The organism is Belnapia arida (assembly GCF_016773205.1).
GTDB lineage: Bacteria > Pseudomonadota > Alphaproteobacteria > Acetobacterales > Acetobacteraceae > Belnapia > Belnapia arida.
This window is the reverse complement of the sequence record NZ_JAETWB010000002.1, coordinates 1-22,369: the sequence shown is the minus strand read 5'-3', so window position 1 is coordinate 22,369 and position 22,369 is coordinate 1. Positions and strand designations below refer to the sequence as shown.

The following is a 22,369-nucleotide window of genomic DNA, read 5'->3' as shown; positions in this document are numbered from 1 at the left end:
TGTTGCTGTCCACTCCTCCGCGCCATACCCTCCGCCGCGGGAAACGCTTCGGCCGAGGCCCGCTCCCCCACCCGGCCACCCACGACCGGCATGCCCGAGGGGGCGGCCGGGTGGGGAGCGGGCCGGTGCCGCCGTGGAGGCGAAGCCTCCATCACAGATGGGACGCCGCGCATGAGGACGATCACCCCCGCCACCCTCAAATCCTGGATCGGTGACGGGCAGGAGCTGGCCATCCTCGATGCGCGGGAGGATGGCGAGTTCGGCCGCTCCCACCTGTTCTGGGCCAATCCCTGCGGCCTCTCCCGCGCCGAGCTGCGGGCTCGCGCCATCCTGCCGCGCCCCGGCACCCGCATCGCCTGCGTCGATGGCGGCGAAGGCGGCCTGGCCGAGCGCCTCGCCGCCTACCTCGAAGGCATCGGCTGCACCGACGTCTCCGTCATGGAGGGCGGCACCCCGGCCTGGGAGGCCGCCGGCTACGTCCTCTTCTCCGGCGTCAACGTGCCCTCCAAGGCCTTCGGCGAATGGGTGGAGCACCACTACCACACCCCCTCCATCGACCCGGCTGAGCTGCAGGCGATGCGCGAGGCGGGCGAGCCCATGGTCATCCTCGACAGCCGCCCGATGGACGAGTTCCGCCGCATGTCCATCCCCGGCGCCATCGACGTGCCGGGCGGCGAGCTGGTCTACCGCATCGGCGACATCGCCCCCGACCCCGCCACCACCATCGTGGTGAATTGCGCCGGCCGCACCCGCAGCATCATGGGCGCCGAGAGCCTGCGCAGCGCCGGACTGCCGAACAAGGTCATGGCACTTCGGAACGGCACCATGGGTTGGGAGCTGGCCGGCTTCGCCTGCGAGACCGGCCGCACCGACAGCTATCGCCCCGGCACGCCGGAAAGCCTGCCCGCAGCCCTCGCCCGCGCCACCGCCTTCGCCGAGCGCTCGGGGGTGAGGACGCTCCGCCGCGCCGACCTTCCAGGGCTGCTCGCCGACACCACGCGCACCACCTACCTCCTCGATGTCCGCGACCCGGCCGAATACGCCGCCGGCCACCTCGCCGGCAGCCGCAGCGCCCCCGGCGGCCAGCTGGTCCAGGCGACCGACCAATGGGTCGCCGTCCGCGGCGCCCGCATCATCCTCGTCGACGATACCGGCGTCCGTGCCCGCATGGCCGGCGGCTGGCTCCGCCAGCTCGGCCAGTGGAAAGTCCTGGTGCTGGAGGACGGTCTCGCCGGCCCGCTCAAGACCGGCCCCTGGCGCCCCGCCTGCCCCGAGGCCGATGCCATCCAGGCGGAGGCCGTCACTCCTGCCGGGCTCTCGGCCCTGCTGGCCGAAGGCGGCGCCCAGGTCGTCCAGCTCTCCCGCTCCATCGACTTCCGCGAGGCGCATATCCCGGGCGCGCTCTGGGGCGTCCGCACCCGCCTCGCCGCGCTCGCCCCCCGCCTCGCCGCTGGCCGCCCGGTGGTGGTCACGGCACCGGAAGAGGCCATCGCCCGCCTGGCCATTCCCGAATTGCAGGCGCTGGTCGCGGCCCCGGTGCGGCTGCTCGCGGGCGGCCTCGCCGGCTGGCGCGAGGCCGGGCTGCCCTTCGCGGCCGATCGCCGCACGCCGGAGGATGCCGACTGCATCGACACCTATCTCCGCCCCTATGACCGCAACGAGGGCGTCGAGGCGGCGATGCACGAGTACCTGTCCTGGGAGATCGACCTGATCCACGAGGTCGCCCGCGACGGCGACGCCCGCTTCGGCCGGATGTGAGCGGCCTCGCCCGCCTCGGCATCCGGGTCCTGGATGCCCTGCTGCCGCCCCACTGCCTCACCTGCGAGGCGGAGGTCGGCGAGCAGGGCACGCTTTGCGAGGCCTGCCATGGCGGCCTTGCCTTCCTGACGGAGCCGCTCTGCCCGCATTGTGGCGTCCCCTAGGGCGGCATCCCGCTCGCCGAAGCCGCCCCGCTCTGCCCTGGCTGCGAGGAACGCCCGCCCGGCTTCGCCGCCGCCCGCGCCGCCCTGCGCTACGACGCCGCCGCCCAGCGCCTGCTGCTGCCCTTCAAATATGCCGACCGCACGGAATATGCCGGCTTCCTCGCCCGGCAGATGGCCCGGGCCGGCGCCCCACTGCTGGCCCGCGCCGACCTCATCGCCCCGGTGCCCCTGCACTGGCGCCGTCAATTCGCCCGGCGTTACAACCAGGCCGGGCTGCTGGCTGCCCGCCTCGCCCGGCAGGCCCGCAAGCCCTACGCCCCGCGCCTGCTCCGCCGCATCCGCCGCACCATCCCGCTCGGCGAGCTGGGCGCCGCCGAGCGCGAGGAGGCCTTGCGGGGCGCCTTCGCCCTCGGCCGCCGCGCCGCCTCGCGCATCCCGGGCCGCCGCGTGCTGTTGGTGGACGACATCCTCACCTCCGGCGCCACCGCCGATGCCTGCGCGGCGATCCTGCTGGCGGCCGGCGCCGCCGCGGTCGATGTGCTGGCCGCCGCCCGCGTGCCCGATCCGAGGATTCCGGTCCCACAATAACCTCGCCTTAATGGGGATCGGCGAGACTGCCCGCGTCAGCCAGTACGGACGGATGCGGCAGGATGCCCGAAACCCCCGAGCCCGACCCCTTCACCATCCCGCCCCCGCCGGCGGAGCCCATTCTCAGCCGTCGCACCCCGGCGCCGGCGCCGCCCGAGCCGCCCCACCCCGCCGCAGGGCCATCACGCTCCGGCCGCAGTGCGGAGGAGGAGCATGCGCTCCGCCATTTCGCCCTCGCCCTGGTCTTCGCCCCGGCGGCGATCCTGCTCAGCCTCGCGATCCTCCCCGGCCCTTGATCCGCATGGGTCGGGTGCCAAGCTCCATGCTATGCCCAAGGTCGAAATCTACACCATCCCGTTCTGCCCCTACTGCGACCGCGCCAAGGCGCTTCTCGGCAGGAAGGGCGTGGCGTTCGAGGAAATCGACGCCCCCACCGGCTCTCAGGCCCGGAAGGACGCTATCGCCCGCTCCGGCGGCCGCACCACCGTGCCGCAGATCTTCATCGACGGGCGGGCTGTCGGCGGTTCGGACGAGCTCTCCGCCCTTGACCGCTCCGGCAGGCTGGACCCGCTGCTCGTCGCCTGAATTCCGCCGGCGCAAGGGTCTGGCACTCGAATTGCTCAACTGCCAGGCTATATTGCAGGCCGGTTGCGGCCCGATCCGGGCCCAGGGAAGAGCGGGGAATGATCCACTACGATCTGCGCTGCGGCGCCGGGCATGACTTCGACAGCTGGTTCAAGGACAGCGAGGCCTTCGCTGCCCAATCAAAGGCCGGCTTCGTCGAATGCCCGGTCTGCGGCTCGAAGGATGTCAGCAAGCGTCTGATGGCCCCGGCCATCCCGAAGAAGGGCCGCAGCCGCGCGAAAGAGGCCCCGGCCCCCGTCGCCGAGGCTCCGGCGCCCGCCCCCGCAGCTCCGCCGCCACCCATCCCGGCACAGATGGTCGCCTTTCTCCAGCGCGTCCGTTCCGAGATCGAGAAGCGCGCCGACTATGTCGGCCGCGACTTCGCCGAGGAGGCCCGCAAGCTCCATCGCGGCGAGAGCGAGCGCACCGCCATCTACGGCGAAGCCTCGGATGCCGATGCCGAGGCGCTGCGGGACGAGGGCGTCGAGGTCGCCCGCATCCCCTGGGTGCCGCTGGCGGATTAGCCTCTACCGCGCCATCACCATGTAGTTGACGCCCACGTCGCGGCTGGTCCGCCAGCTGCCACCCGGCCCCATCGTCAGCCCGGTGATGTCCGCGACGCGCAACCCCGCCGCCCGGAGGTCGGCGCCGAGCTCCGCCGGCCGCACGAACATCCGCCAGTCATGCGTGCCCACCGGCAGCAGCCGCAGCAGGTATTCCGCCCCGAGCTTTGCCATCAGGAAGGAGCGCGGCGTCCGGTTCAGCGTCGAGAGGAAGACCGGCCCGCCGGGCTTCACCAGCCGCGCAAGCTGCCGGCAGAACTCCACCCGGTCCGCCACATGCTCGATCACCTCGAGGGCGATGACGGCGTCGAAGCCGCCGGCCTCCAGCGTCTCCGGCATCCCCTCCCGGTAGTCGATTGCGAGACCTTGGCTCGCTGCATGCGCCCTGGCCGCCCCGAGCGCGCTGGCGGCGGCATCCAGCCCCGTCACCCGCGCTCCGGCCCGCGCCAGGGCTTCGCTGGCGAGCCCCGCCCCGCAGCCGACATCCAGCACCCGCAGCCCATCGAGCATCCCGCCCAGCCGCTGGACGATCCAGCCCATCCGCGCCGGGTTCATCGCATGCAGCGGCGCCATCGGCCCCTTCGGGTCCCACCATTCGGCCGCCAGCCGGTCGAATTTGGCGATCTCCGCGCCGATCGCGGTTCCGGGTCCCGGCATACGCGCTCCTCTTCCGGTTGCGGCCCGAAGGCCGGATCGGTATCTGTGCCGCCTTTCCCGTGGCCGCAACTGCCGCCACGGCCCTAATTCGGACCCAGACGCCCCGCCATGGCCCGCATCGTGATGAAGTTCGGCGGCACTTCCGTCGCCGATCTCGACCGTATCCGCAACGTCGCCCGCCGCGTCCAGCGCGAGGTGGAGGCGGGGAACGAGGTCGCCGTGGTGGTCTCCGCCATGTCCGGCGTGACGAACCAACTCGTCAAATGGTGCCAGGAGCTGTCGCCGCTGCATGACGCCCGCGAATACGACACGGTCGTCGCCACCGGCGAGCAGGTGACCATCGGCCTGCTGGCCATCGCGCTGCAGACCATCGGCGTCGATGCCCGGTCCTGGCAGGGCTGGCAGGTGCCGATCCTCACCGATGCCGCCCATGGCAAGGCCCGCGTCGAGAGCATCGAGGGCTCGCTCCTGATCGAGCGGATGCAGGGCGGGCAGGTGCCCGTCATCGCCGGCTTCCAGGGGCTGGAGCCGGTGCGAAACCGCGTCACGACCCTCGGCCGCGGCGGCTCCGACCTCTCGGCCGTCGCCATCGCCGCCGCGGTGAAGGCCGACCGTTGCGATATCTACACCGATGTCGACGGCATCTACACCACCGACCCCCGCATCGTCCCCCGCGCCCGCAAGCTAGAGCGCATTTCCTACGAGGAGATGCTGGAACTTGCCTCGGTGGGTGCCAAGGTGCTGCAGACCCGCTCAGTCGAGCTGGCGATGAAGCAGCGCGTGCGGGTGCAGGTGCTCTCCAGTTTCGAGGACAAGCCAGGTTCCCTGGTGGTGGATGAGGACGAGATCGTGGAACAGCCGGTCGTAAGCGGCATCGCCTATTCCCGTGACGACGCCAAGGTGACGCTCAGGCGCGTGCCGGACCGGCCGGGCGTCGCCGCCAATGTCTTCGGCACCTTGGCGAAGGCGAACGTCAACGTGGACATGATCGTCCAGAACATCGGCGCCGACAGCACCACCGACATGACCTTCACCGTCGGCAAGGCCGACCTCGCCCGCGCCCAGGACGTGCTGGAGAAGGCCCGGGCCGAGATGGGCTTCGAAAGCCTGGTCGCCGACCCGAACGTCGCCAAGATCAGCGTCGTCGGCGTCGGCATGCGCAGCCATGCGGGTGTCGCCAACACCATGTTCGGCGCCCTGGCCGAGAAGGGCATCAACATCCAGGTCATTTCCACCAGCGAGATCAAGGTGAGCGTCCTGGTCGGCGCCGACTACACCGAGCTCGCGGTGCGCGCCCTCCACACCGCCTATGGCCTGGACGGCCCCGGCTGATGGACGGCATCACCCCCCTCGCGCCGGGCATGGCCGCGCTCGACCGGTTGATGGAGCGCGGCGCCGCCTTCCTCGGCAGCCGCTACGCCATCCTCGGCGGCGCCATGTCCTGGGTCAGCGAGCGCAATCTCGTCGCCGCCCTCTCCAATGCCGGCGCCTTCGGCGTCATCGCCTGCGGGGCGATGGAGCCCGACCGGCTGGCCCAGGAGATCGCCGGCACCCAGGCGCTGACCCGCCGCCCCTTCGGCGTGAACCTCATCACCATGCACCCGCGCCTCGACGCGCTGGTCGAGACCTGCCTGGAGGCGAAGGTCGGGCATATCGTCTTCGCCGGCGGCATCCCGCCTGGCTCGGCGATCAAGCGGGCGAAGGAGGGCGGCGCCAAGGTCGTCTGCTTCGCCCCGGCCCTCGCCCTAGCGAAGAAGCTGGTCCGCTCCGGCGCCGATACCCTGGTGATCGAAGGCTCCGAGGCCGGTGGCCATATCGGTCCGGTCTCGCTCAACGTCCTAGCGCAGGAGATCCTGCCCGCCATGGCCAACCAGGTGCCGATCTTCGTGGCGGGGGGCATCGGCCGCGGCGAGGCCATGCTCTCCTACCTGGAAATGGGCGCCGCCGGCGCGCAGCTCGGCACCCGCTTCGTCTGCGCGACCGAATGCGTCGCCCATCCGCTGTTCAAGCGCGCCTTCATCCGCGGCGCCGCCCGCGACGCCGTGCCGACCCTGCAGATCGACGAGCGCTTCCCCGTCATCCCGGTGCGCGCGCTCACCAATGCCGGGACCAAGCGCTTCATGGCCCACCAAGCCGAGGTGCTGGCGCGCTTCCAGTCCGGCGAGCTGGCGAAGGACGCGGCCCAGCTCGAGATCGAGCATTTCTGGGCCGGCGCCCTCCGCCGCGCCGTGGTCGACGGCGATGTGGAGAATGGCAGCCTGATGGCCGGCCAGTCCGTCGGCATGGTGGACCGCGAGGCCCCGGCGGCCGAGATCATCGCCGAGCTGATCGGCCAGGCCGCCGCCGCCCTCGCCCGACGGGGAGGTTGAGCCGCAGCGGGTGACGGGCGCATGACATGCGCAACCGAGGATGCGATTCGGTTTGCCGCAGGGCTGGCCAGGGTCTAAATCCCGGCGACGTGCTGGACACCATGAAACGCCCCGAACCCACCGCCGGCGAGGCCGCCCGGCTTGGCGAGGAGTTGCGCGACGCCCGCTTCGCCCTCGGCCTTTCCGTCGATGACATCGCCGCCTCGCTTCGCATCCGCCGCCCCTATCTGGTGGCGCTGGAGGAGGGCCGCGTGCGCGACCTGCCGGCCCCTGCCTATGCCGTCGGTTTCGTCCGCACCTATGCCCGCGCCCTTGGCCTCGACGAGGACGAGGTCGTCCGCCGCTTCCGCGAGGCCAGCGGCCCGGTGGTACAGCGCAAGACCGACCTCGTCTTCCCCGAGCCGGTGCCGGAGCGCGGCCTGCCTGCCGGCGCGGTGATCCTGGGCGGCGCCGTGCTCGCGGTCGGCGCCTATATCGGCTGGTACCAATGGTCCGGCAGCGGTGACCGCACGGTGGATGCCGTCGCCCCGGTCCCGCCCCGCATCGAGCAGGCCGCCCGGCTGGAGCCGGCGCCCAGCCTCGCCGCGCCGCCGCCCTCGCCGATGGCACCGCCCGCCCCCTCGCCGACGACCGCGCAGGCGGCGCCGGTGCCCCCCCTGGCCCCCGCCGCAGCCCCGCCCGCAGCCCCGGCCGCCGCGCCCGAGGGTCGCATCCTCATCCGTGCCAGGTCGGAAAGCTGGATCCAGCTCCGCGACCGCGGCACCGGCACGGTGATCCTCAACCGTGTCCTCCGCCCGGGCGAGACCTATGCCGTCCCGCCGCGCGAGGGCCTGCTCTTCAGCACCGGCAATGCCGGCGGGCTCGACATCCTGGTGGATGGCCAGCCGGTGCCGGCGCTCGGTGGCGCCCAGCCCGTCCGCCGCGACCTGCTGCTGGAGCCGGAGCGGCTGAAATCCGGCCAGCCGCCCCAGGCCGTCGCGCCACGCCCAGCGCAATGATCCGCCAGGCGGCTTGGGCATCGCCGCCCGCGCTGCCATATTGCCCGCCAGGACCCAAACGGGATTTCACCGCATGAGCTATCGCCCGTACCAGATGATCACCCGGCGCAAGTCGCGCCAGATCATGGTGGGCAAGGTGCCGGTCGGCGGCGACGCCCCGATCACCGTCCAGACCATGACCAACACCCCGACCGAGGATGCCGCGGCGACCATCGCCCAGATCCGCCGGGCCGAGGTGGCGGGCGTCGACATCGTCCGCGTCTCCTGCCCGACGCCGGAGAGCACCGCCGCGCTGCATGAGATCGTGCGCGAGGTGAATGTCCCGATCGTCGCCGACATCCACTTCCACTACCGCCGCGCCATCGAGGCGGCAAAGGCGGGCGCCGCCTGCCTCCGCATCAACCCGGGTAACATCGGCAGCCCCGAGCGGGTGAAGGAGGTGGTGAAGGCCGCCCGCGACTACGGCTGCTCGATCCGCATCGGCGTCAACGGCGGCTCGCTCGAGAAGCACCTGCTCGACAAGTACGGCGAGCCCAACCCGGAGGCGCTGGTCGAGAGCGCGCTCTGGCACGCCGCCCACCTGCAGGACAACGACTTCCACGAGTTCAAGATCAGCGTGAAGGCCTCCGACGTCTTCCTGGCCGTCGCCGCCTACCAGCAGCTGGCCGAGGTCTGCGACCACCCGCTGCACATCGGCATCACCGAGGCGGGCGGCAAGCGCACCGGCACGGTGAAAAGCTCCATCGGCCTCGGCAACCTGCTCTGGTCCGGCATCGGCGACACCCTCCGCGTCTCGCTCTCGGCGGAACCGGAGGAGGAGGTGCATGTCGGCTGGGAGATGCTGAAGTCCCTCGGGCTGCGGCATCGCGGCGTGAAGATCATCTCCTGCCCCTCCTGCGCCCGGCAGGGCTTCAACGTCATCAAGACGGTGGAGACGCTGGAGGAGCGGCTGGCCCATATCGAGACGCCGGTGACGCTCTCGATCATCGGCTGCGTGGTGAACGGCCCCGGCGAGGCGCTGATGACCGATATCGGCCTGACCGGCGGCGGCGCCGGCCGGCACATGATCTACGCCTCCGGCAAGACCGACCACACCATCGACGAGGCGGCCATGGTCGACCACTTGGTCGAGCTGGTGGAGCGCCGGGTCGAGGCGATCAAGGCCGCGGACGCGGCCGAGAAGGCTGCGCTCGCGGCGGAATAGCGGTGAACGGCCTCGGCTTCTCCGCCCTGCTGCTCGGCCGGCTGAAGCCGCGGGAGGAGGCTGCGCCCCGCGACCTTCGCGGCCTCGGCTGGATGCTGCTGGCGGAGCTCGTACTCTTTCTCGCCATTACCCTGGCGGACCGCCTGCCGCGCTGAGCGGCAAGCGGTCCTGAGGTACTTCAGCGGTGGCTGTGGCTGTGGGTGGCGCCCCGCGCGCTGGTCCGCGTCCCTTCCAGCCGCTGCGCCGCCTGCAGATGCTCCTGCAGCAGCGGCAGGTGGCGCTGGGCGAAGGCCTTCACATCCGGGTCGGTGCCGTCCCGTGCCTCGGTCTGGAAGGCCTCCACATCCTCCTGGTGATCCGCGACCATCGCCTGGGCGAAGGCCCGGTCGAAGGCCCGGCCGCGCATCCCGGCCAGCCGGTCGTACATCGCCTGGTGCTGGGCGCCCATGCTGTCCGGTGGGGTGATCTGCTTCTGCTGGGCGAGGGTCAGCATCTCCTGGTTGACGCGGGTATGGTCCGCCACCATCCGCTCGCCGAGGCGCCGCACCGCCGGGGAGCTTCCGCGTTGCTGGGCCAGCCGGCCCATCTGCACCTCGGCGATGCCGCCGCGGGTCGCCGTCGTCATGAACCCGGCATCAGTGGTGGAGAGGGTCGGGTTCACCTGCGCCTTCGCCGCGGCAACGGTGGTGTCCGCCGCCTGCTGGGTCTGGGCGCAGCCCATGAGCAGGGCGGGCATCAGCGCCGCCGACCAGAGCCATTGTCTCATCCTGCGTCTCCTTACCGTGGGATCCCGCGAGCGGGCGATGTAACAGCGCCTGAGAACCGGCGCCGTTCCGTTGCGTCGCTTGCCCCGGATCGCTTGCCCTGGACCGGGCGGAGGGCTATCCGGCATCCCATGACCCCCCTGCAACCCGCCCGCGGCACCCGTGACCTGATCGGCGATGAGTTCCGCCGCCATCACCACGTCATCGAGGCCGCGCGCCGGATCGCCACGCTCTACGGCTTCGAGGAATGGGCGACGCCCATCTTCGAGGATACCCGCGTCTTCGCCCGCGGCCTCGGCGACACCTCGGATGTCGTCTCGAAGGAGATGTACAGCTTCGAAGACCGCGGCGGCGAGAGCGTCACCCTCCGGCCCGAGAACACCGCCGGCGTCTGCCGCGCCCTGGTTAGTAACGGGCTTACCCAGGCGAACCTGCCCCGCAAGGTCTTCTACGCCGGCCCGATGTTCCGCTACGAGCGGCCGCAGAAAGGCCGGTACCGCCAGTTCACCCAGATCGGCATCGAGATCCTCGGCGCCGCCGAGCCGCTGGCCGATGCCGAGGTCATCGCCTGCGGCTGGCACATCCAGCAGGCGCTCGGCATCACCGAGGGCACGGTCCTCGAGATCAACACCCTCGGCGACGCCCCGAGCCGCGACGCCTACCGCGCCGCGCTGGTCGCCTACTTCACCGCCCACCAGGACCGGCTCTCCGCCGACAGCCGCATGCGGCTGGAGCGCAACCCCTTGCGCATCCTCGACAGCAAGGATGCCGGCGACCGCGCCATCATCGCCGACGCCCCCACCATCTTCGACCACCTAACGCCCGAGGCCGCCGCCTTCTTCGACGCCGTGCAGCGCCACCTCGCAGCCTTCGGCGTGCCCTTCCGCATCAACCCGCGGATCGTGCGTGGCCTCGACTACTACAGCCACACCGCCTTCGAATTCGTCACCGAGCGGCTCGGCGCCCAGGGCACGGTGATGGGTGGTGGCCGCTACAACGGGCTGGTCGAGGAGATGGGCGGCCCGCCCACCCCTTCGGTCGGTTGGGCCGCCGGCGTGGACCGCCTCGCCCTGCTGCTGGAAGCCATGGACCTCACCCCGCCCGCGCCGCGCCCCGTCGCCGTGATTCCGGTGGGCGATGCCGCCGAGGCCCAGGCCCTGCACCTGCTGCAAAGCCTTCGCCGAGCCGGCATCACGGCCGAAATCGCCTACAAGGGCAACTTGAAGCGCCGCATGGAGCGCGCCAACCGCCAATCCGCCCGCGCCGCCGTCATCCTCGGCGAGGAGGAGCTGGCGCAGGGCACCGCCCAGCTCCGCGACCTCGACGCCGGCACGCAGGAGACGGTCCCGCTGGCGGAGATCCCCGGCCGCCTCGCATGAGCATTTCCGACAAGCTCGACCGCGTCCTGACCCGCGCCGAGGAGGTCCGCCACCTCCTCGCCACCGCCGATGGCAGCCAGTTCGGCGCCCTCTCCAAGGAACTGTCCGAGCTGGAGCCGCTGGTCGAGCGGGTCGAGGCCCTCCGCGCCGCCATCCGCGCCCGCGACGAGGCCGAGGCCATGCTCGGCGACCCCGAGCTGCGCGAGCTGGCCGAGGACGAGTACCTCGCCCAGAAGGAGGCCGTGCCGCGGCTGGAGCGCGAGGTCCGCCTCATGCTCCTGCCGAAGGACAGCGCCGACGAGCGCAGCGCCATCCTCGAGATCCGCCCCGCCGCCGGCGGCGACGAGGCCGCCCTCTTCGCCGCCGAGCTGTTTCGCGCCTACCAGCGCTATGCCGAGAGCCGCCGCTGGCGCTTCGAGGTGCTGGAGTATGACGAGGGCGAGCTGGGCGGCGTGAAGGGCGCCGTGGCCGAGATCGCCGGCACCGGCGTCTTCGCCCGCTTCAAGTACGAGAGCGGCGTCCACCGCGTCCAGCGCGTGCCGGCCACCGAGACGCAGGGGCGCATCCACACCTCCACGGTGACGGTCGCCATCATGCCGGAGGCCGAGGAGGTCGACGTGCAGATCAACGAGAGCGACCTCCGCATCGACACCTACCGGGCGAGCGGCGCCGGCGGCCAGCACGTCAACAAGACCGACAGTGCCGTCCGCATCACCCACATCCCGACGGGCACGGTGGTGGCGATGCAGGAGGAGCGCAGCCAGCACAAGAATCGCGCCAAGGCGATGAAGGTGCTGCGCGCCCGCATCTACGAGGCCCAGCGCGCCCGCCTCAGCGAGGGCCGGGCCGCCGACCGCAAGAGCCAGGTCGGCACCGGCGACCGCAGCGAGCGCATCCGCACCTACAACTTCCCTCAGGGCCGGGTGACGGACCACCGCATCGGCCTGACGCTGCACAAGATCGACAAGGTCATGCTCGGTGATTTCGACGAGATCATCGATGCCCTGACCCAGGAGGACGAGGCGGCCCGGCTCGCGGCCGAGGGCGAATGAGCGCCTGCGCCGACCCGACGGGGACGGTCGGCTTCTTCCTCTGCCGCGCCGGCCAGGCCCTCCGCGCCGCCGCCATCGAGGCGCCCAGGCAGGAGGCCCGCCTCCTCCTCGCCCACAGCCTCGCCTGCCGGGAGGAGGATCTGCTGCGCGACCCCCGCGCCCCCGTCCCCCCCGAGGCCGCTGCCCGCTTCGCCACCCTGCTTCGCCGCCGCCTCGACCACGCACCCATCGCCCACCTCCTCGGCGAGGCCGAGTTCTGGTCGCTCCCCTTCCGCGTCTCCCCCGCGACCCTGATCCCCCGCCCGGATTCGGAGAGCCTGGTCGAGGCCGCCCTCGACGCCTTCCCCGACCGCGCCGCCCCCCTCCGCCTGCTCGACCTCGGCACCGGTACCGGCTGCCTGCTGCTGGCAACCCTCACGGAGTACCCCGCCGCCATCGGAACCGGCACCGACCGCATCCCGGATGCCGCCGCCCTGGCTGCGGAGAACGCCCGCCGCCTCGGCCTCGCCGGGCGGGCCCGTTTCCTTGCCGCCGACTGGGCCGCGCCGCTCGCCGCCCGCTTCGACCTGATCCTCTCCAACCCGCCCTATATCGAGACGGATGCGATTCCCGGCCTGATGCCCGATGTCGCCCGGCACGAGCCCGCCTCCGCCCTCGATGGCGGTGCCGATGGCCTCGCGGCCTACCGCCACCTCGCCGCCATCCTGCCCGGCCTGCTCGCCCCCGGCGGCCGGGCTGTGCTGGAGCTCGGCCAGGGCCAGCGCCCGGCCGTCGAGTCCCTGGCCCGTGCCGCCGGCCTCGCCCCCATCGGCTGCCACGCCGACCTCGGCGGCATCGACCGCGCCCTGATCATCGCCGCGGAATGACCCTTTCTTGCGCGGCGCTGCAAAAAAACAGTTTGGCGCCGGGCCCGGCAGCGACTAGCTTGAGCGCAGGCCTTCGTGAGCCGGCGGGCATGTCCCACGCTGCGCAGGCTCCGATCCGTGGGACAGCCCTGGCAAACATGGCGTCCGCGGCGCTTTGAACCACATCGACCGCCACAGCCGATCCGACCCGACAGCCGGGCACGGACGGGGCGGTCAAGCTGCGAGACGGCAGACGCAATACCGATGAACATGAAACGGATTCGCGGTCGCAGCCACCGGCATGGTGGAGGCGGCGGGGGCGGCGGCGGTGGTGGCGGTGGCGGACAATACCGCCCGGCCTCCCACCAGCCGATGAGCCGGAACCACGTCTTCGACTCCAACGGCCCGGACATGCGCCTGCGCGGCACCGCGCAGCAGCTCTTCGAGAAGTACCTCCAGCTCGGCCGCGATGCGACCGGCTCGGGCGACAGGGTGATGGCCGAGAGCTATTTCCAGCATGCGGAGCACTATTTCCGCATCATCAACGCCATGAATCAGGTCCAGCAGCAGCAGGGCGGCCAGCAGCAGCCCCGCCGTTACCAGAACGGCACGGATGGCGGCGAGGGTGAAGGCCAGGGCCAGGGCGATCAGCAGCCCGAGCTCAACGGACATACCCAGAATGGCCAGCCTTATGGCAACCAGCCCGCGAACGGCCACACTGCCGAGGGCGACCAGGACGAGGACGAGCCTCAGCCCCAGCCCGGCCTCCGCGAGCGCGAGCAGCTCTGACTTCACGTTGACAGGGCAGGGCGCCGGCCTCAGGCTCCTGGATGTTCCAAGGGGGGCCCCAGCAGGGGCTGAGATACGGCGTTGCCGCCGTGACCCTTCGAACCTGATCCGGGTCATGCCGGCGTAGGGAACGGAACAAGCGGGCAGCGCCCCCAAGGGTCATGCCCGCCCCCGCACGTCACACCACCCGGATCTCCCAATCAGGAGGTCCAAGAATGCCCGATATCTTCCCCACCGAGACCCTCGAGGTCACCACCGGCCCTCTGCCGGCCTCGCGCAAGATCCACATCGCCGGCACCCACCACCCCGACATCCGGGTGGCGATGCGCGAGATCGCGCTTGACCCCTCGGCCAACGAGCCGCCGCTCCGCGTCTACGACACCTCCGGCCCCTATACGGACACGACCTACCAGGCCGATATCCGCCGCGGCCTCCCCGCCCTCCGCGCCGGCTGGATCGAGGCCCGCGGCGATGTCGAGGCCTATCCCGGCCGCGACCCCAAGCCCGAGGATGACGGGCTGAAGCCCGGCGAGGCCCGCCGCGTTCCCGTCTTCGACCGCGGCCAGCGCCAGCCGCTCCGCGCCCGCGCCGGTGCGGCCCCCACCCAGCTCGCCTATGCCCGCGCCGGCATCGTCACGCCGGAGATGGAATATGTCGCCATCCGGGAGAATCTGGGCCGCGCCCGCCTGCGCGAGGCCGCCGAGCGCGACGGCGAGAGCTTCGGCGCCGCCATCCCCGACTACGTCACGGCGGAGTTCGTCCGCGACGAGGTCGCCCGCGGCCGCGCCATCATCCCCGCCAACATCAACCACCCGGAATCGGAGCCGATGGCGATCGGCCGCAACTTCCTGGTGAAGATCAACGCCAATATCGGCAACAGCGCCGTCGCCTCCTCCGTCGCGCAGGAGGTGGACAAGCTCGTCTGGGCTATCCGCTGGGGCGGCGACACGGTGATGGACCTCTCGACGGGCCGGAACATCCACACGACGCGCGAGTGGATCATCCGCAACTCGCCCGTCCCCATCGGCACCGTGCCCATCTACCAGGCGCTGGAGAAGGTCGGCGGCAAGGCGGAGGACCTCACCTGGGAGATCTTCCGCGACACGCTGATCGAGCAGGCCGAGCAGGGCGTCGACTACTTCACCATCCATGCCGGCGTCCGCCTGGCCTACATCCCGCTGACGGCCAAGCGCGTCACCGGCATCGTCTCCCGCGGCGGCTCGATCATGGCGAAGTGGTGCCTGGCGCATCACCAGGAGAATTTCCTCTACACGCATTTCGCCGAGATCTGCGACATCATGCGGGCCTATGACGTCAGCTTCTCGCTCGGCGACGGCCTCCGCCCCGGTTCCATCGCCGACGCCAACGACGCCGCGCAATTCGCCGAGCTGGAGACCCTCGGCGAGCTGACCAAGCTCGCCTGGGCCCGCGACGTGCAGGTGATGATCGAAGGCCCCGGCCACGTGCCGATGCACAAGATCCAGGTCAACATGACCAAGCAGCTCGAGGTCTGCGGCGAGGCGCCCTTCTACACGCTCGGCCCGCTGACGACCGACATCGCCCCGGGCTATGACCACATCACCAGCGGCATCGGCGCGGCGATGATCGGCTGGTTCGGCTGCGCCATGCTCTGCTACGTCACGCCGAAGGAGCATCTCGGCCTGCCCGACCGGGACGACGTGAAGACCGGCGTCATCACCTACAAGATCGCCGCCCACGCCGCTGACCTCGCCAAGGGCCATCCGGCGGCCAAGCTCCGCGACGATGCCCTCAGCCGCGCCCGCTTCGAGTTCCGCTGGCGCGACCAGTTCAACCTCGGCCTTGACCCGGAGACGGCGGAGCGCTTCCACGATCAGACCCTCCCGGCCGAAGGGGCCAAGCTCGCCCATTTCTGTTCCATGTGCGGCCCGAAATTCTGCTCGATGAAGATCAGCCAGGAGGTCCGCGAGGCGGCGCAGCAGGGCATGGAGGAGATGTCGGAGCGCTTCCGCGGCAATGGCGGCGAAATCTACCTGCCGCCTGTGGCGCGCTAGCTGCCGAAAAGGCCGGGGAGGCGGTATCCTCCCCGGCCGGGCATCCTATGCTGGGGGCGGAACGGCGCTAGGGCATTGGGGCCGCAACGGGAGGGAAGGCGATGTCGAAGAACACCATCTGCCTCTGGTTCGACAAGGACGCCGAGGCGGCCGCCCGCTTCTACGCCGCGACCTTTCCCGACAGTTCGGTGGGCGCGGTGCACCACGCCCCCAGCGACTACCCGAGCGGCAGGAAGGGCGATGTGCTGACGGTGGAGTTCACCGTCGCTGGCATCCCCTGCCTCGGCCTGAACGGGGGCCCGGCGTTCAGGCATAACGAAGCCTTCTCCTTCCAGATCGCCACGGACGACCAGGAGGAGACCGACCGCTACTGGAATGCCATCGTCGGCCATGGCGGGCAGGAAAGCGCGTGCGGCTGGTGCAAGGACCGCTGGGGCATCTCCTGGCAGATCACCCCGCGCATCCTGACCGAGGCGATCGCCGCTGGCGGCGAGGAAGCAAGGCGCGCCTTCGAGGCCATGATGACCATGCGGAAGATCGACGTCGCCGCGATCGAGGCGGCGCGCCAAGGCTGATCCCCAGCCGCCTGTGCTTGCATCGTTATGAGTTCGGATTTATAGGAATAAAAGCCAACAGCAGGCCGCGTCCGAAGGGTCCGGATGCCTCCTCAACCCTTCAAATCCTCAAACTTCCGCCAATCCCCAGGGAAAACAACGCCCCCGCTGCGGCCCGCTTCAACCGGTTGAGGGTTTGAAGCGGGCCTAATGCAGCAGCTCCCCCTGCAACGGCTCCAGCGCATCCCCCACCGCCAGCCGCCCGCCCTCGATCACCTCGGCATAGACGCCGAGATCGGCATGGCCGAAGGCCTCCCGCAGCACCTTGGGCGGCTTCGCATCCCGCTCCGCCGTCTCCGGGTTCACCTCCGTCGCCGGGCAACGGACGATCCGCTTGAACACCCGGAGCCGTGCCCCGCCGAGCTGGATCTCCTGCCCGAGCAGGCCGAAATCCGCCCAAGGGGCGCCGCCCGAGACATAGACATTCGCCCGGAACCGCAGCGGGTCGAGCCGCATCCCGGCCGCCGCCTCCAGCGCGGCGAGGCTGGCCAGGCTGATGATGGAGATGCACTTCGCCGCCACGTCGGTGAAGTTATGCCCCGGCGCCTCGACGAAGCGCGGCACCCCGCGCGCCTCCTCGCCCATGAAGGCGGCGAGGAAGGCGGCGATCTCCGCCCGTCCCGCCTCGCTCCGCGTATCGCCGAGGAAGGGCGCGCCCTCCGGCGGGCGGATCAGCAACTGCCCGCTGCGGGGGTCGAAGGCGCTGTGCAGCAGCGCCAGCCGGGCATTCGCCATCAGGCAGCCGAAATGCCGCTTCTGCAGCCAGGTCGGCGCCATCGGGTCGAATGGCGCATCCCCCTGAGCGAGCGCGAAGCGCCGATCATGCGGCAGGCACTCGCCCTCGCGGAGGGTGACTTCCTCCATCGCCTCGGCGGTGAGGCCCTTCACCGGGTAACGGTAGATATGTTCGACGCGCATCGGAATAAATTCTCCCGCCCCTTGACCCTGCGCAAGGCGAATTACCACATCCTATGGCGAACTGGTGCTGCCGTCGCCTCTTGAGGGGCGGTGGAACCCGTCGCCTCAATGAGGGACAAACAGCATGGACATCGAGAAATTCACCGAACGGTCCCGCGGCTTCCTGCAGGCCGCACAGACCATCGCCATTCGCGAATACCACCAGCGCGTCACGGCGGAGCATCTGCTCAAGGCGCTGCTCGACGATGAGCAGGGCGCAGCCGCCGGGCTGATCCGCGCCGCCGGCGGCGACCCCGCCCGGGCGAAGCAGGCCGTCGATCTCGAGATCGGGCGCCAGCCGAAGGTCACCGGTGGCGGCGCCGGCCAGCCCCAGTTCACGCCGGACATCGTCCGCGTGCTCGACGCCGCTCAGCAGCAGGCGCAGCGGGCCGGCGACGAATACGTCGCGCAGGACCGCCTTCTGGTTGCGCTCGCGGCCAGCGACGGCACCGCCGGCCGCATCCTCAAGGGGGCCGGGGCCGATGCCCAGCGCCTGGAGGCCGCCGTCACCGACCTCCGCAAGGGCCGCAAGGTGGACAGCCAGAACGCCGAGCAGAGCTTCGACGCGTTGAAGAAGTACGCCCGCGACATCACCGAGGCCGCGCGCGAGGGCAAGCTCGACCCGGTCATCGGCCGCGACGAGGAGATCCGCCGCGCCATCCAGGTCCTCGCCCGCCGCACCAAGAACAACCCGGTGCTGATCGGCGAGCCCGGCGTCGGCAAGACCGCCATCGTCGAGGGCCTCGCTCTGCGGATCGTCAAGGGTGACGTGCCCGAGGCCCTGAAGTCGAAGCGCGTCATGGCGCTCGACCTCGGCGCCATGGTCGCCGGCGCCAAGTACCGCGGCGAATTCGAGGAGCGCCTCAAGGGCGTGCTGTCGGAGGTCGAGCAGGCCGCCGGCGAAATCATCCTCTTCATCGACGAGATGCACACCCTGGTCGGCGCCGGCAAGGCGGATGGCGCGATGGACGCCTCCAATCTGCTGAAGCCGGCGCTGGCCCGCGGCGAGCTGCACTGCATCGGCGCGACGACGCTCGACGAGTACCGCAAGCATGTCGAGAAGGACGCGGCGCTGGCGCGGCGCTTCCAGCCCGTCTTCGTCGGCGAGCCGAGCGTCGAGGATACGGTCAGCATCCTGCGCGGCATCAAGGAGAAGTACGAGCTGCACCACGGCGTCCGCATCACGGACGGCGCGCTGGTGGCGGCCGCGACCCTCTCCAACCGCTACATCACCGATCGCTTCCTGCCCGACAAGGCGATCGACCTGGTGGACGAGGCGGCCTCCCGCCTGCGCATGCAGGTCGACAGCAAGCCGGAGGAGCTGGACGCGATCGACCGCGACCTGATGCGCCTCAAGATCGAGCGCGAGGCGCTGCGCAAGGAGGAGGATGCCCCCTCCCGCGACCGCTTGGTCAAGCTCGAGAAGGAGCTCGCTGATCTCGAGGAGCGCTCGCGCCAGATGACGCAGCGCTGGGAGGCGGAGAAGGGCAAGGTCGTCGAGAGCCAGAAGCTGAAGGAGGAGCTGGACCGCGCCCGCACCGAGGTCGAGCTGGCCCAGCGCCGCGGCGACCTGGCGAAGGCGTCCGAGCTGCTCTATGGCACCATCCCGACGCTCGAGAAGCAGCTCGCCGCGACCGGCGACGGCGATGCGCGGCTGGTGAACGAGGCCGTCACGGAGGAGGGCATCGCCGGCGTCGTCAGCCGCTGGACCGGCATCCCGGTCGAGAAGATGCTGGAGGGCGAGCGCGCCAAGCTCCTCAAGATGGAGGACAAGCTGCGCGAGCGCGTGGTCGGCCAGCCGGAGGCGCTGGAGGCGGTCAGCAAGGCCGTCCGCCGGGCCCGGGCCGGCTTGCAGGACCCGAACCGGCCGATCGGCAGCTTCCTCTTCCTCGGCCCCACGGGCGTCGGCAAAACGGAGCTGGTGAAGTCGCTCGCCGCCTTCCTCTTCGACGACGAGCGGGCGATGACGCGCATCGATATGTCCGAGTACATGGAGAAGCACGCCGTATCCCGGCTGGTCGGCGCCCCTCCGGGCTATGTCGGCTATGACGAGGGCGGCGCGCTGACCGAGGCGATCCGGCGGCGGCCCTATCAGGTCATCCTCTTCGACGAGGTCGAGAAGGCGCATGAGGATGTCTTCAACATCCTGCTCCAGGTGCTCGACGATGGGCGGCTGACGGATGGCCAGGGTCGGACGGTGGATTTCCGCAACACCATCATCGTGCTGACCAGCAATCTCGGCAGCCAGGCCATCGCCGAGCTGCCGGAAACCGCCGATATCGAGGCGGCGCGGCCGGCGGTGATGCGGGCGGTGCGGGAGCGCTTCCGGCCGGAATTCCTCAACCGGCTGGACGAGATCGTGCTGTTCCGGCGCCTAGCGCGGAGCGACATGGCCTCCATCGTCGACATCCAGCTCGCGGGTCTTCGCCGGCTGCTGGAGGATCGCAAGATCGCCCTGGCGCTGGACGACAAGGCGCGCGAGTGGCTGGCCGAGGCCGGCTACGACCCCGCCTACGGCGCCCGGCCGCTGAAGCGGGTGATCCAGCGGAACCTGCAGGATCAGCTGGCCAACCTGCTGCTGGAGGGCCGTATCCATGATGGCGAGAAGCTGACCGTCACGGCGGGCACCGACGGCCTGCTGGTAAGCCAGCAACCCCTGGCCGCTGCAGCCTAGCCGAAGGGCGGGAGAGCATGGCTTTCCCGCCCCTCCTCATGAGGCTGGCATCGCAGCCCCTCGGGGTGCAGCAACGTCATCGCTGAAGCGAAAGGCGAGACGTGATTCCACGCTGGCGCCTCGCCGGCCTTGTCTTGATGCTGTCGCTCGTCGCCTGCAGCGGTGGCTCGCTCCACCCTGAGCGCCGCGTCGCCCGGCAGGCCTGGCCGTACGACAAGGCCGCCAGCTTGGGCGGGGTCGCCAAGGGGATCACCAGCTAGCTCATCGGCTTCGGGCTGGCGGTGTTGCTGGCCGTCTGCTCCTTGGGCTTGGCCGGGATGACATTCATCTACGGTCCCGGCCTGCCTGTGGCGCTGGTGGTGCTCGCCATCGCTCAGATCGGCATCCACCTCGTCTTCTTCCTGCACGTCGCAACGGCGCCGCACAACACCGACAATGTCATGGGGTCGGCCTTCGGCATGTTCATCGTCTTCTTCGTAATCGCCGGCTCCGTCTGGATCATGAACCACCTGAACCACGACATGAGGCCGATGTAGGCTTCACTCGGCCCAGGCGACCTCCTGCATCGGGTCGAGATGCGCGATCTGTGCGAGGATCGCCCGGCGCGTGCGCTGGAAGGCCTCAAGCTCCGCGTCGGCGAGTTGTACCGTAGCCGCAGGCCGGGCGATGGCGGGATCGACCGACCGGCCGTTCTCCACGATCTCGTAGTGCAGGTGCGGCCCAGTGGCGAGGCCGCTGGAGCCGACGCGGCCGATCACTTCCGCCTGGCCGACGCCGGTGCCAAGCTTCAGCCCGCGGGCGAAGGCCGAGAGATGGGCATAGCGTGTCATCGAGCCGTCCGGGTGGCGCAGCTCGATCAGCTTGCCGTAGCCGCTGACGAAGCCGATGCGCTCGACGACGCCCTCGGCCGCGGCCAGCACCGGCGTGCCGTGCGGCGCGGCGAAGTCGATCCCCTGATGCATGCGGGTAAAGCCGAGGACCGGATGCCGCCGCTGGCCGAAGCCGGAGGAGATGCGCGCGCCATCGAGCGGCGTGCGGAGGAAGTTGCGGCGAAGGCTGCGCCCGGTCTCGTCGAACCATTCGGGCCCGCTCGCCGTCTCCTGCCGCCAGAGCGAGAGGTGGCGGGTGGACATGCGAAACCCGGCATGCAGCACGTCGCCGTCGCGTAGCAGGCCGCCTTCGGCGTCGCGGAAGCGCTCGAATAGGACGGTGAATCCGTCGCCCGGCTGCAATTCGCGTTGGAAGTCGACGGCATGGCCGAGCATGCGCACGAGGTTGAGGCTGAGCGCCGGGGGCAGTCCCGCTGCCTCGAGATCCTGCAGCAGCGCGCCGCTCACCTGTCCTTCGGCATAGACCAGGTGGCGATGGCGCGTCGCTTCCTCTTCGACGGCCTGCCAGCCGGAAGGGGTGCGGGTGACGGTGACGGTGCGGCCCGGCGCGGCATCGAGGATGAGGGCGGTAAGGGCGTCGTCACGGCTTGGGTCCTGGCGGAGGATGACCTCATGGCCAGGCCGGAGGCGGCGGGGCGGGAAGATCGGGGCGAGCGCGCTTATCGCCGGGCGTGCCTCCTCCGGCTCGACCCCGGCGCCGGCGAGGAGCTGGGCGAGGGTATCGCCCGGCCTGGCGACGAGGACGCGGACCGCTTCGGTCTGGGCGAAGGAGGTGGGTTTCGGTGGGTCTGGCTGGGCCGGAGCTGCGGCGGGGCTGGCTAGCAGAATGACGAGACAGGGTAGCCAGCGCGCCGGGCGCGCGATGCGGTGCAGCATGAAACCCCTCCCAAGGGCTGAAATATGGCGAAACCCTTTGAGGGAAAAATAAGTAAAGTCAACGGGTTGACGTGTCCGCCTGCGTGACGAGCTCAAGCGTATGACGATTTTCGAAAAAAGGGCTTTGACAGGCCCGGACGAGGGGCCTAGAAGCCGCCTCCCGACGACGACGGCAACGACGATCGCCGGGCCGCTGAGAAAGAGGGGCTTGACGCTAGTGACGCTGGTCACTAAGTTAAGCGCCCCGCTGATGAGGCGGTTCTCCTAACCCGGCAGGGTGCATCGCCGGCTGAAGCTTCAGGCGAAAGCCTGAAGACGGCCGCGAGGGAGTTTTGTTCTTTTACATCTGCATCTGGTTTTGGAAGCGCGTATTAGATGATGTGTGCTTACGGTTATTCCCTTGGGTTTATGGTGGGGGGATGGCTGGTGAGCGTTGGGTTTGGTTGGGGCTAGGTTTGGCATTGGGTTATGTATGCTGGCTGTGAAGCTGGTGTATGAACCTGAGAGTTTGATCCTGGCTCAGAGCGAACGCTGGCGGAATGCTTAACACATGCAAGTCGCACGGGGGCTT

General features: G+C 70.4%; 23 protein-coding genes, 1 rRNA gene and 1 riboswitch. Of the genes, 20 read left to right on the top strand and 4 right to left on the bottom strand.

Annotated elements, in window-relative coordinates:
• The first annotated feature begins 171 nt into the window (after positions 1-171).
• From JMJ56_RS07045 to JMJ56_RS07025, 6 genes are all read left to right on the top strand, one after another.
• Entirely contained in the window at positions 172-1,758 is a 1,587-nt protein-coding gene (locus tag JMJ56_RS07045; protein ID WP_202830926.1) for a rhodanese-like domain-containing protein, read from the top strand.
• The gene (locus JMJ56_RS35240) at positions 1,755-1,922 is read left to right on the top strand and encodes a double zinc ribbon domain-containing protein (RefSeq protein WP_328702297.1); all 168 of its coding nucleotides are present in this window, start codon (positions 1,755-1,757) and stop codon (positions 1,920-1,922) included. Before JMJ56_RS07045 ends, JMJ56_RS35240 begins: the two co-directional genes overlap by 4 nt.
• A gap of 171 nt (positions 1,923-2,093) precedes the next feature.
• Positions 2,094-2,510, top strand: a complete 417-nt coding sequence (locus JMJ56_RS35235; RefSeq protein WP_328702296.1) for a ComF family protein — start codon at positions 2,094-2,096, stop codon at positions 2,508-2,510.
• Positions 2,511-2,572: 62 nt separating this feature from the next.
• Positions 2,573-2,806: a hypothetical protein gene (locus tag JMJ56_RS07035; protein ID WP_202830925.1), complete on the top strand. Its 234-nt coding sequence runs from the start codon at positions 2,573-2,575 to the stop codon at positions 2,804-2,806.
• Positions 2,807-2,837: 31 nt separating this feature from the next.
• Positions 2,838-3,095: a glutaredoxin 3 gene (gene grxC, locus JMJ56_RS07030; RefSeq protein ID WP_202830924.1), complete on the top strand. Its 258-nt coding sequence runs from the start codon at positions 2,838-2,840 to the stop codon at positions 3,093-3,095.
• 98 nt (positions 3,096-3,193) lie between these two features.
• On the top strand, positions 3,194-3,658 hold the full coding sequence (locus tag JMJ56_RS07025) for a DUF1178 family protein (protein WP_202830923.1): 465 nt from the start codon (positions 3,194-3,196) through the stop codon (positions 3,656-3,658).
• 3 nt (positions 3,659-3,661) lie between these two features.
• Here the strand turns inward: JMJ56_RS07025 and ubiG are convergent, their stop codons facing one another.
• Positions 3,662-4,354, bottom strand: coding sequence for a bifunctional 2-polyprenyl-6-hydroxyphenol methylase/3-demethylubiquinol 3-O-methyltransferase UbiG (ubiG, locus tag JMJ56_RS07020; protein WP_202830922.1), 693 nt, complete (start codon positions 4,352-4,354; stop codon positions 3,662-3,664).
• Between the two features lie 108 nt (positions 4,355-4,462).
• Here ubiG and JMJ56_RS07015 point away from each other — a divergent pair, with 108 nt between their 5' ends.
• The 5 genes from JMJ56_RS07015 to JMJ56_RS06995 all read left to right on the top strand — a co-directional run bounded on the left by JMJ56_RS07015 (position 4,463) and on the right by JMJ56_RS06995 (position 9,080).
• Positions 4,463-5,686 carry an aspartate kinase gene (locus JMJ56_RS07015; protein ID WP_202830921.1) on the top strand — a complete coding sequence of 408 codons (1,224 nt, stop codon included), beginning with the start codon at positions 4,463-4,465 and terminating at the stop codon, positions 5,684-5,686.
• Positions 5,686-6,723 (top strand): NAD(P)H-dependent flavin oxidoreductase, encoded by a 1,038-nt coding sequence (locus JMJ56_RS07010; RefSeq protein WP_202830920.1) that lies wholly within the window; start codon positions 5,686-5,688, stop codon positions 6,721-6,723. The genes JMJ56_RS07015 and JMJ56_RS07010 overlap by 1 nt, the downstream gene beginning before the upstream one ends.
• 101 nt (positions 6,724-6,824) lie before the next feature.
• Positions 6,825-7,721 (top strand): helix-turn-helix domain-containing protein, encoded by an 897-nt coding sequence (locus JMJ56_RS07005; RefSeq protein WP_202830919.1) that lies wholly within the window; start codon positions 6,825-6,827, stop codon positions 7,719-7,721.
• A 73-nt stretch (positions 7,722-7,794) separates the two neighbouring features.
• Positions 7,795-8,925, top strand: a complete 1,131-nt coding sequence (ispG, locus tag JMJ56_RS07000) for a flavodoxin-dependent (E)-4-hydroxy-3-methylbut-2-enyl-diphosphate synthase (RefSeq protein WP_202830918.1) — start codon at positions 7,795-7,797, stop codon at positions 8,923-8,925.
• A gap of 2 nt (positions 8,926-8,927) precedes the next feature.
• Entirely contained in the window at positions 8,928-9,080 is a 153-nt protein-coding gene (locus JMJ56_RS06995; RefSeq protein ID WP_202830917.1) for a hypothetical protein, read from the top strand.
• Between the two features lie 23 nt (positions 9,081-9,103).
• Here the strand turns inward: JMJ56_RS06995 and JMJ56_RS06990 are convergent, their stop codons facing one another.
• The gene (locus JMJ56_RS06990) at positions 9,104-9,691 is read right to left on the bottom strand and encodes a DUF4142 domain-containing protein (protein WP_202830916.1); all 588 of its coding nucleotides are present in this window, start codon (positions 9,689-9,691) and stop codon (positions 9,104-9,106) included.
• A gap of 129 nt (positions 9,692-9,820) precedes the next feature.
• On the opposite strand from JMJ56_RS06990, the gene hisS reads away from it, so the two are divergent.
• The 6 genes from hisS (at position 9,821) to JMJ56_RS06960 (ending at position 16,362) form a co-directional block, all read left to right on the top strand.
• Positions 9,821-11,068 carry a histidine--tRNA ligase gene (gene hisS / locus JMJ56_RS06985; protein WP_202830915.1) on the top strand — a complete coding sequence of 416 codons (1,248 nt, stop codon included), beginning with the start codon at positions 9,821-9,823 and terminating at the stop codon, positions 11,066-11,068.
• Entirely contained in the window at positions 11,065-12,120 is a 1,056-nt protein-coding gene (gene prfA / locus JMJ56_RS06980) for a peptide chain release factor 1 (protein WP_202830914.1), read from the top strand. Before hisS ends, prfA begins: the two co-directional genes overlap by 4 nt.
• On the top strand, positions 12,117-12,986 hold the full coding sequence (prmC, locus tag JMJ56_RS06975; protein ID WP_202830913.1) for a peptide chain release factor N(5)-glutamine methyltransferase: 870 nt from the start codon (positions 12,117-12,119) through the stop codon (positions 12,984-12,986). Before prfA ends, prmC begins: the two co-directional genes overlap by 4 nt.
• Positions 12,987-13,229: 243 nt before the next feature.
• On the top strand, positions 13,230-13,754 hold the full coding sequence (locus tag JMJ56_RS06970; protein ID WP_202830912.1) for a DUF4167 domain-containing protein: 525 nt from the start codon (positions 13,230-13,232) through the stop codon (positions 13,752-13,754).
• 39 nt (positions 13,755-13,793) lie between these two features.
• Positions 13,794-13,902: riboswitch (TPP riboswitch) on the top strand.
• 67 nt (positions 13,903-13,969) lie between these two features.
• Positions 13,970-15,787, top strand: a complete 1,818-nt coding sequence (gene thiC, locus JMJ56_RS06965; RefSeq protein WP_202830911.1) for a phosphomethylpyrimidine synthase ThiC — start codon at positions 13,970-13,972, stop codon at positions 15,785-15,787.
• A 101-nt stretch (positions 15,788-15,888) separates the two neighbouring features.
• Positions 15,889-16,362 (top strand): VOC family protein, encoded by a 474-nt coding sequence (locus tag JMJ56_RS06960; protein ID WP_202830910.1) that lies wholly within the window; start codon positions 15,889-15,891, stop codon positions 16,360-16,362.
• 186 nt (positions 16,363-16,548) lie between these two features.
• On the opposite strand, the gene JMJ56_RS06955 is transcribed toward JMJ56_RS06960, so the two are convergent.
• A complete protein-coding gene (locus JMJ56_RS06955; protein WP_202830909.1) occupies positions 16,549-17,319 on the bottom strand; it encodes an MOSC domain-containing protein in 771 nt (256 codons plus the stop codon).
• Between the two features lie 124 nt (positions 17,320-17,443).
• Between JMJ56_RS06955 and clpB the strand changes: the two genes are divergently transcribed.
• Together clpB and JMJ56_RS06945 are read left to right on the top strand one after the other, a co-directional pair.
• Positions 17,444-20,032, top strand: coding sequence for an ATP-dependent chaperone ClpB (gene clpB / locus JMJ56_RS06950; RefSeq protein ID WP_202830908.1), 2,589 nt, complete (start codon positions 17,444-17,446; stop codon positions 20,030-20,032).
• A 263-nt stretch (positions 20,033-20,295) separates the two neighbouring features.
• Positions 20,296-20,568 carry a cytochrome o ubiquinol oxidase subunit IV gene (locus JMJ56_RS06945; protein ID WP_328702332.1) on the top strand — a complete coding sequence of 91 codons (273 nt, stop codon included), beginning with the start codon at positions 20,296-20,298 and terminating at the stop codon, positions 20,566-20,568.
• Positions 20,569-20,571: 3 nt separating this feature from the next.
• Here the strand turns inward: JMJ56_RS06945 and JMJ56_RS06940 are convergent, their stop codons facing one another.
• Positions 20,572-21,798 carry a M23 family metallopeptidase gene (locus tag JMJ56_RS06940; protein WP_202830906.1) on the bottom strand — a complete coding sequence of 409 codons (1,227 nt, stop codon included), beginning with the start codon at positions 21,796-21,798 and terminating at the stop codon, positions 20,572-20,574.
• 496 nt (positions 21,799-22,294) lie between these two features.
• On the opposite strand from JMJ56_RS06940, the gene JMJ56_RS06935 reads away from it, so the two are divergent.
• Positions 22,295-22,369 (top strand): 16S ribosomal RNA (locus JMJ56_RS06935); the annotation flags it as partial.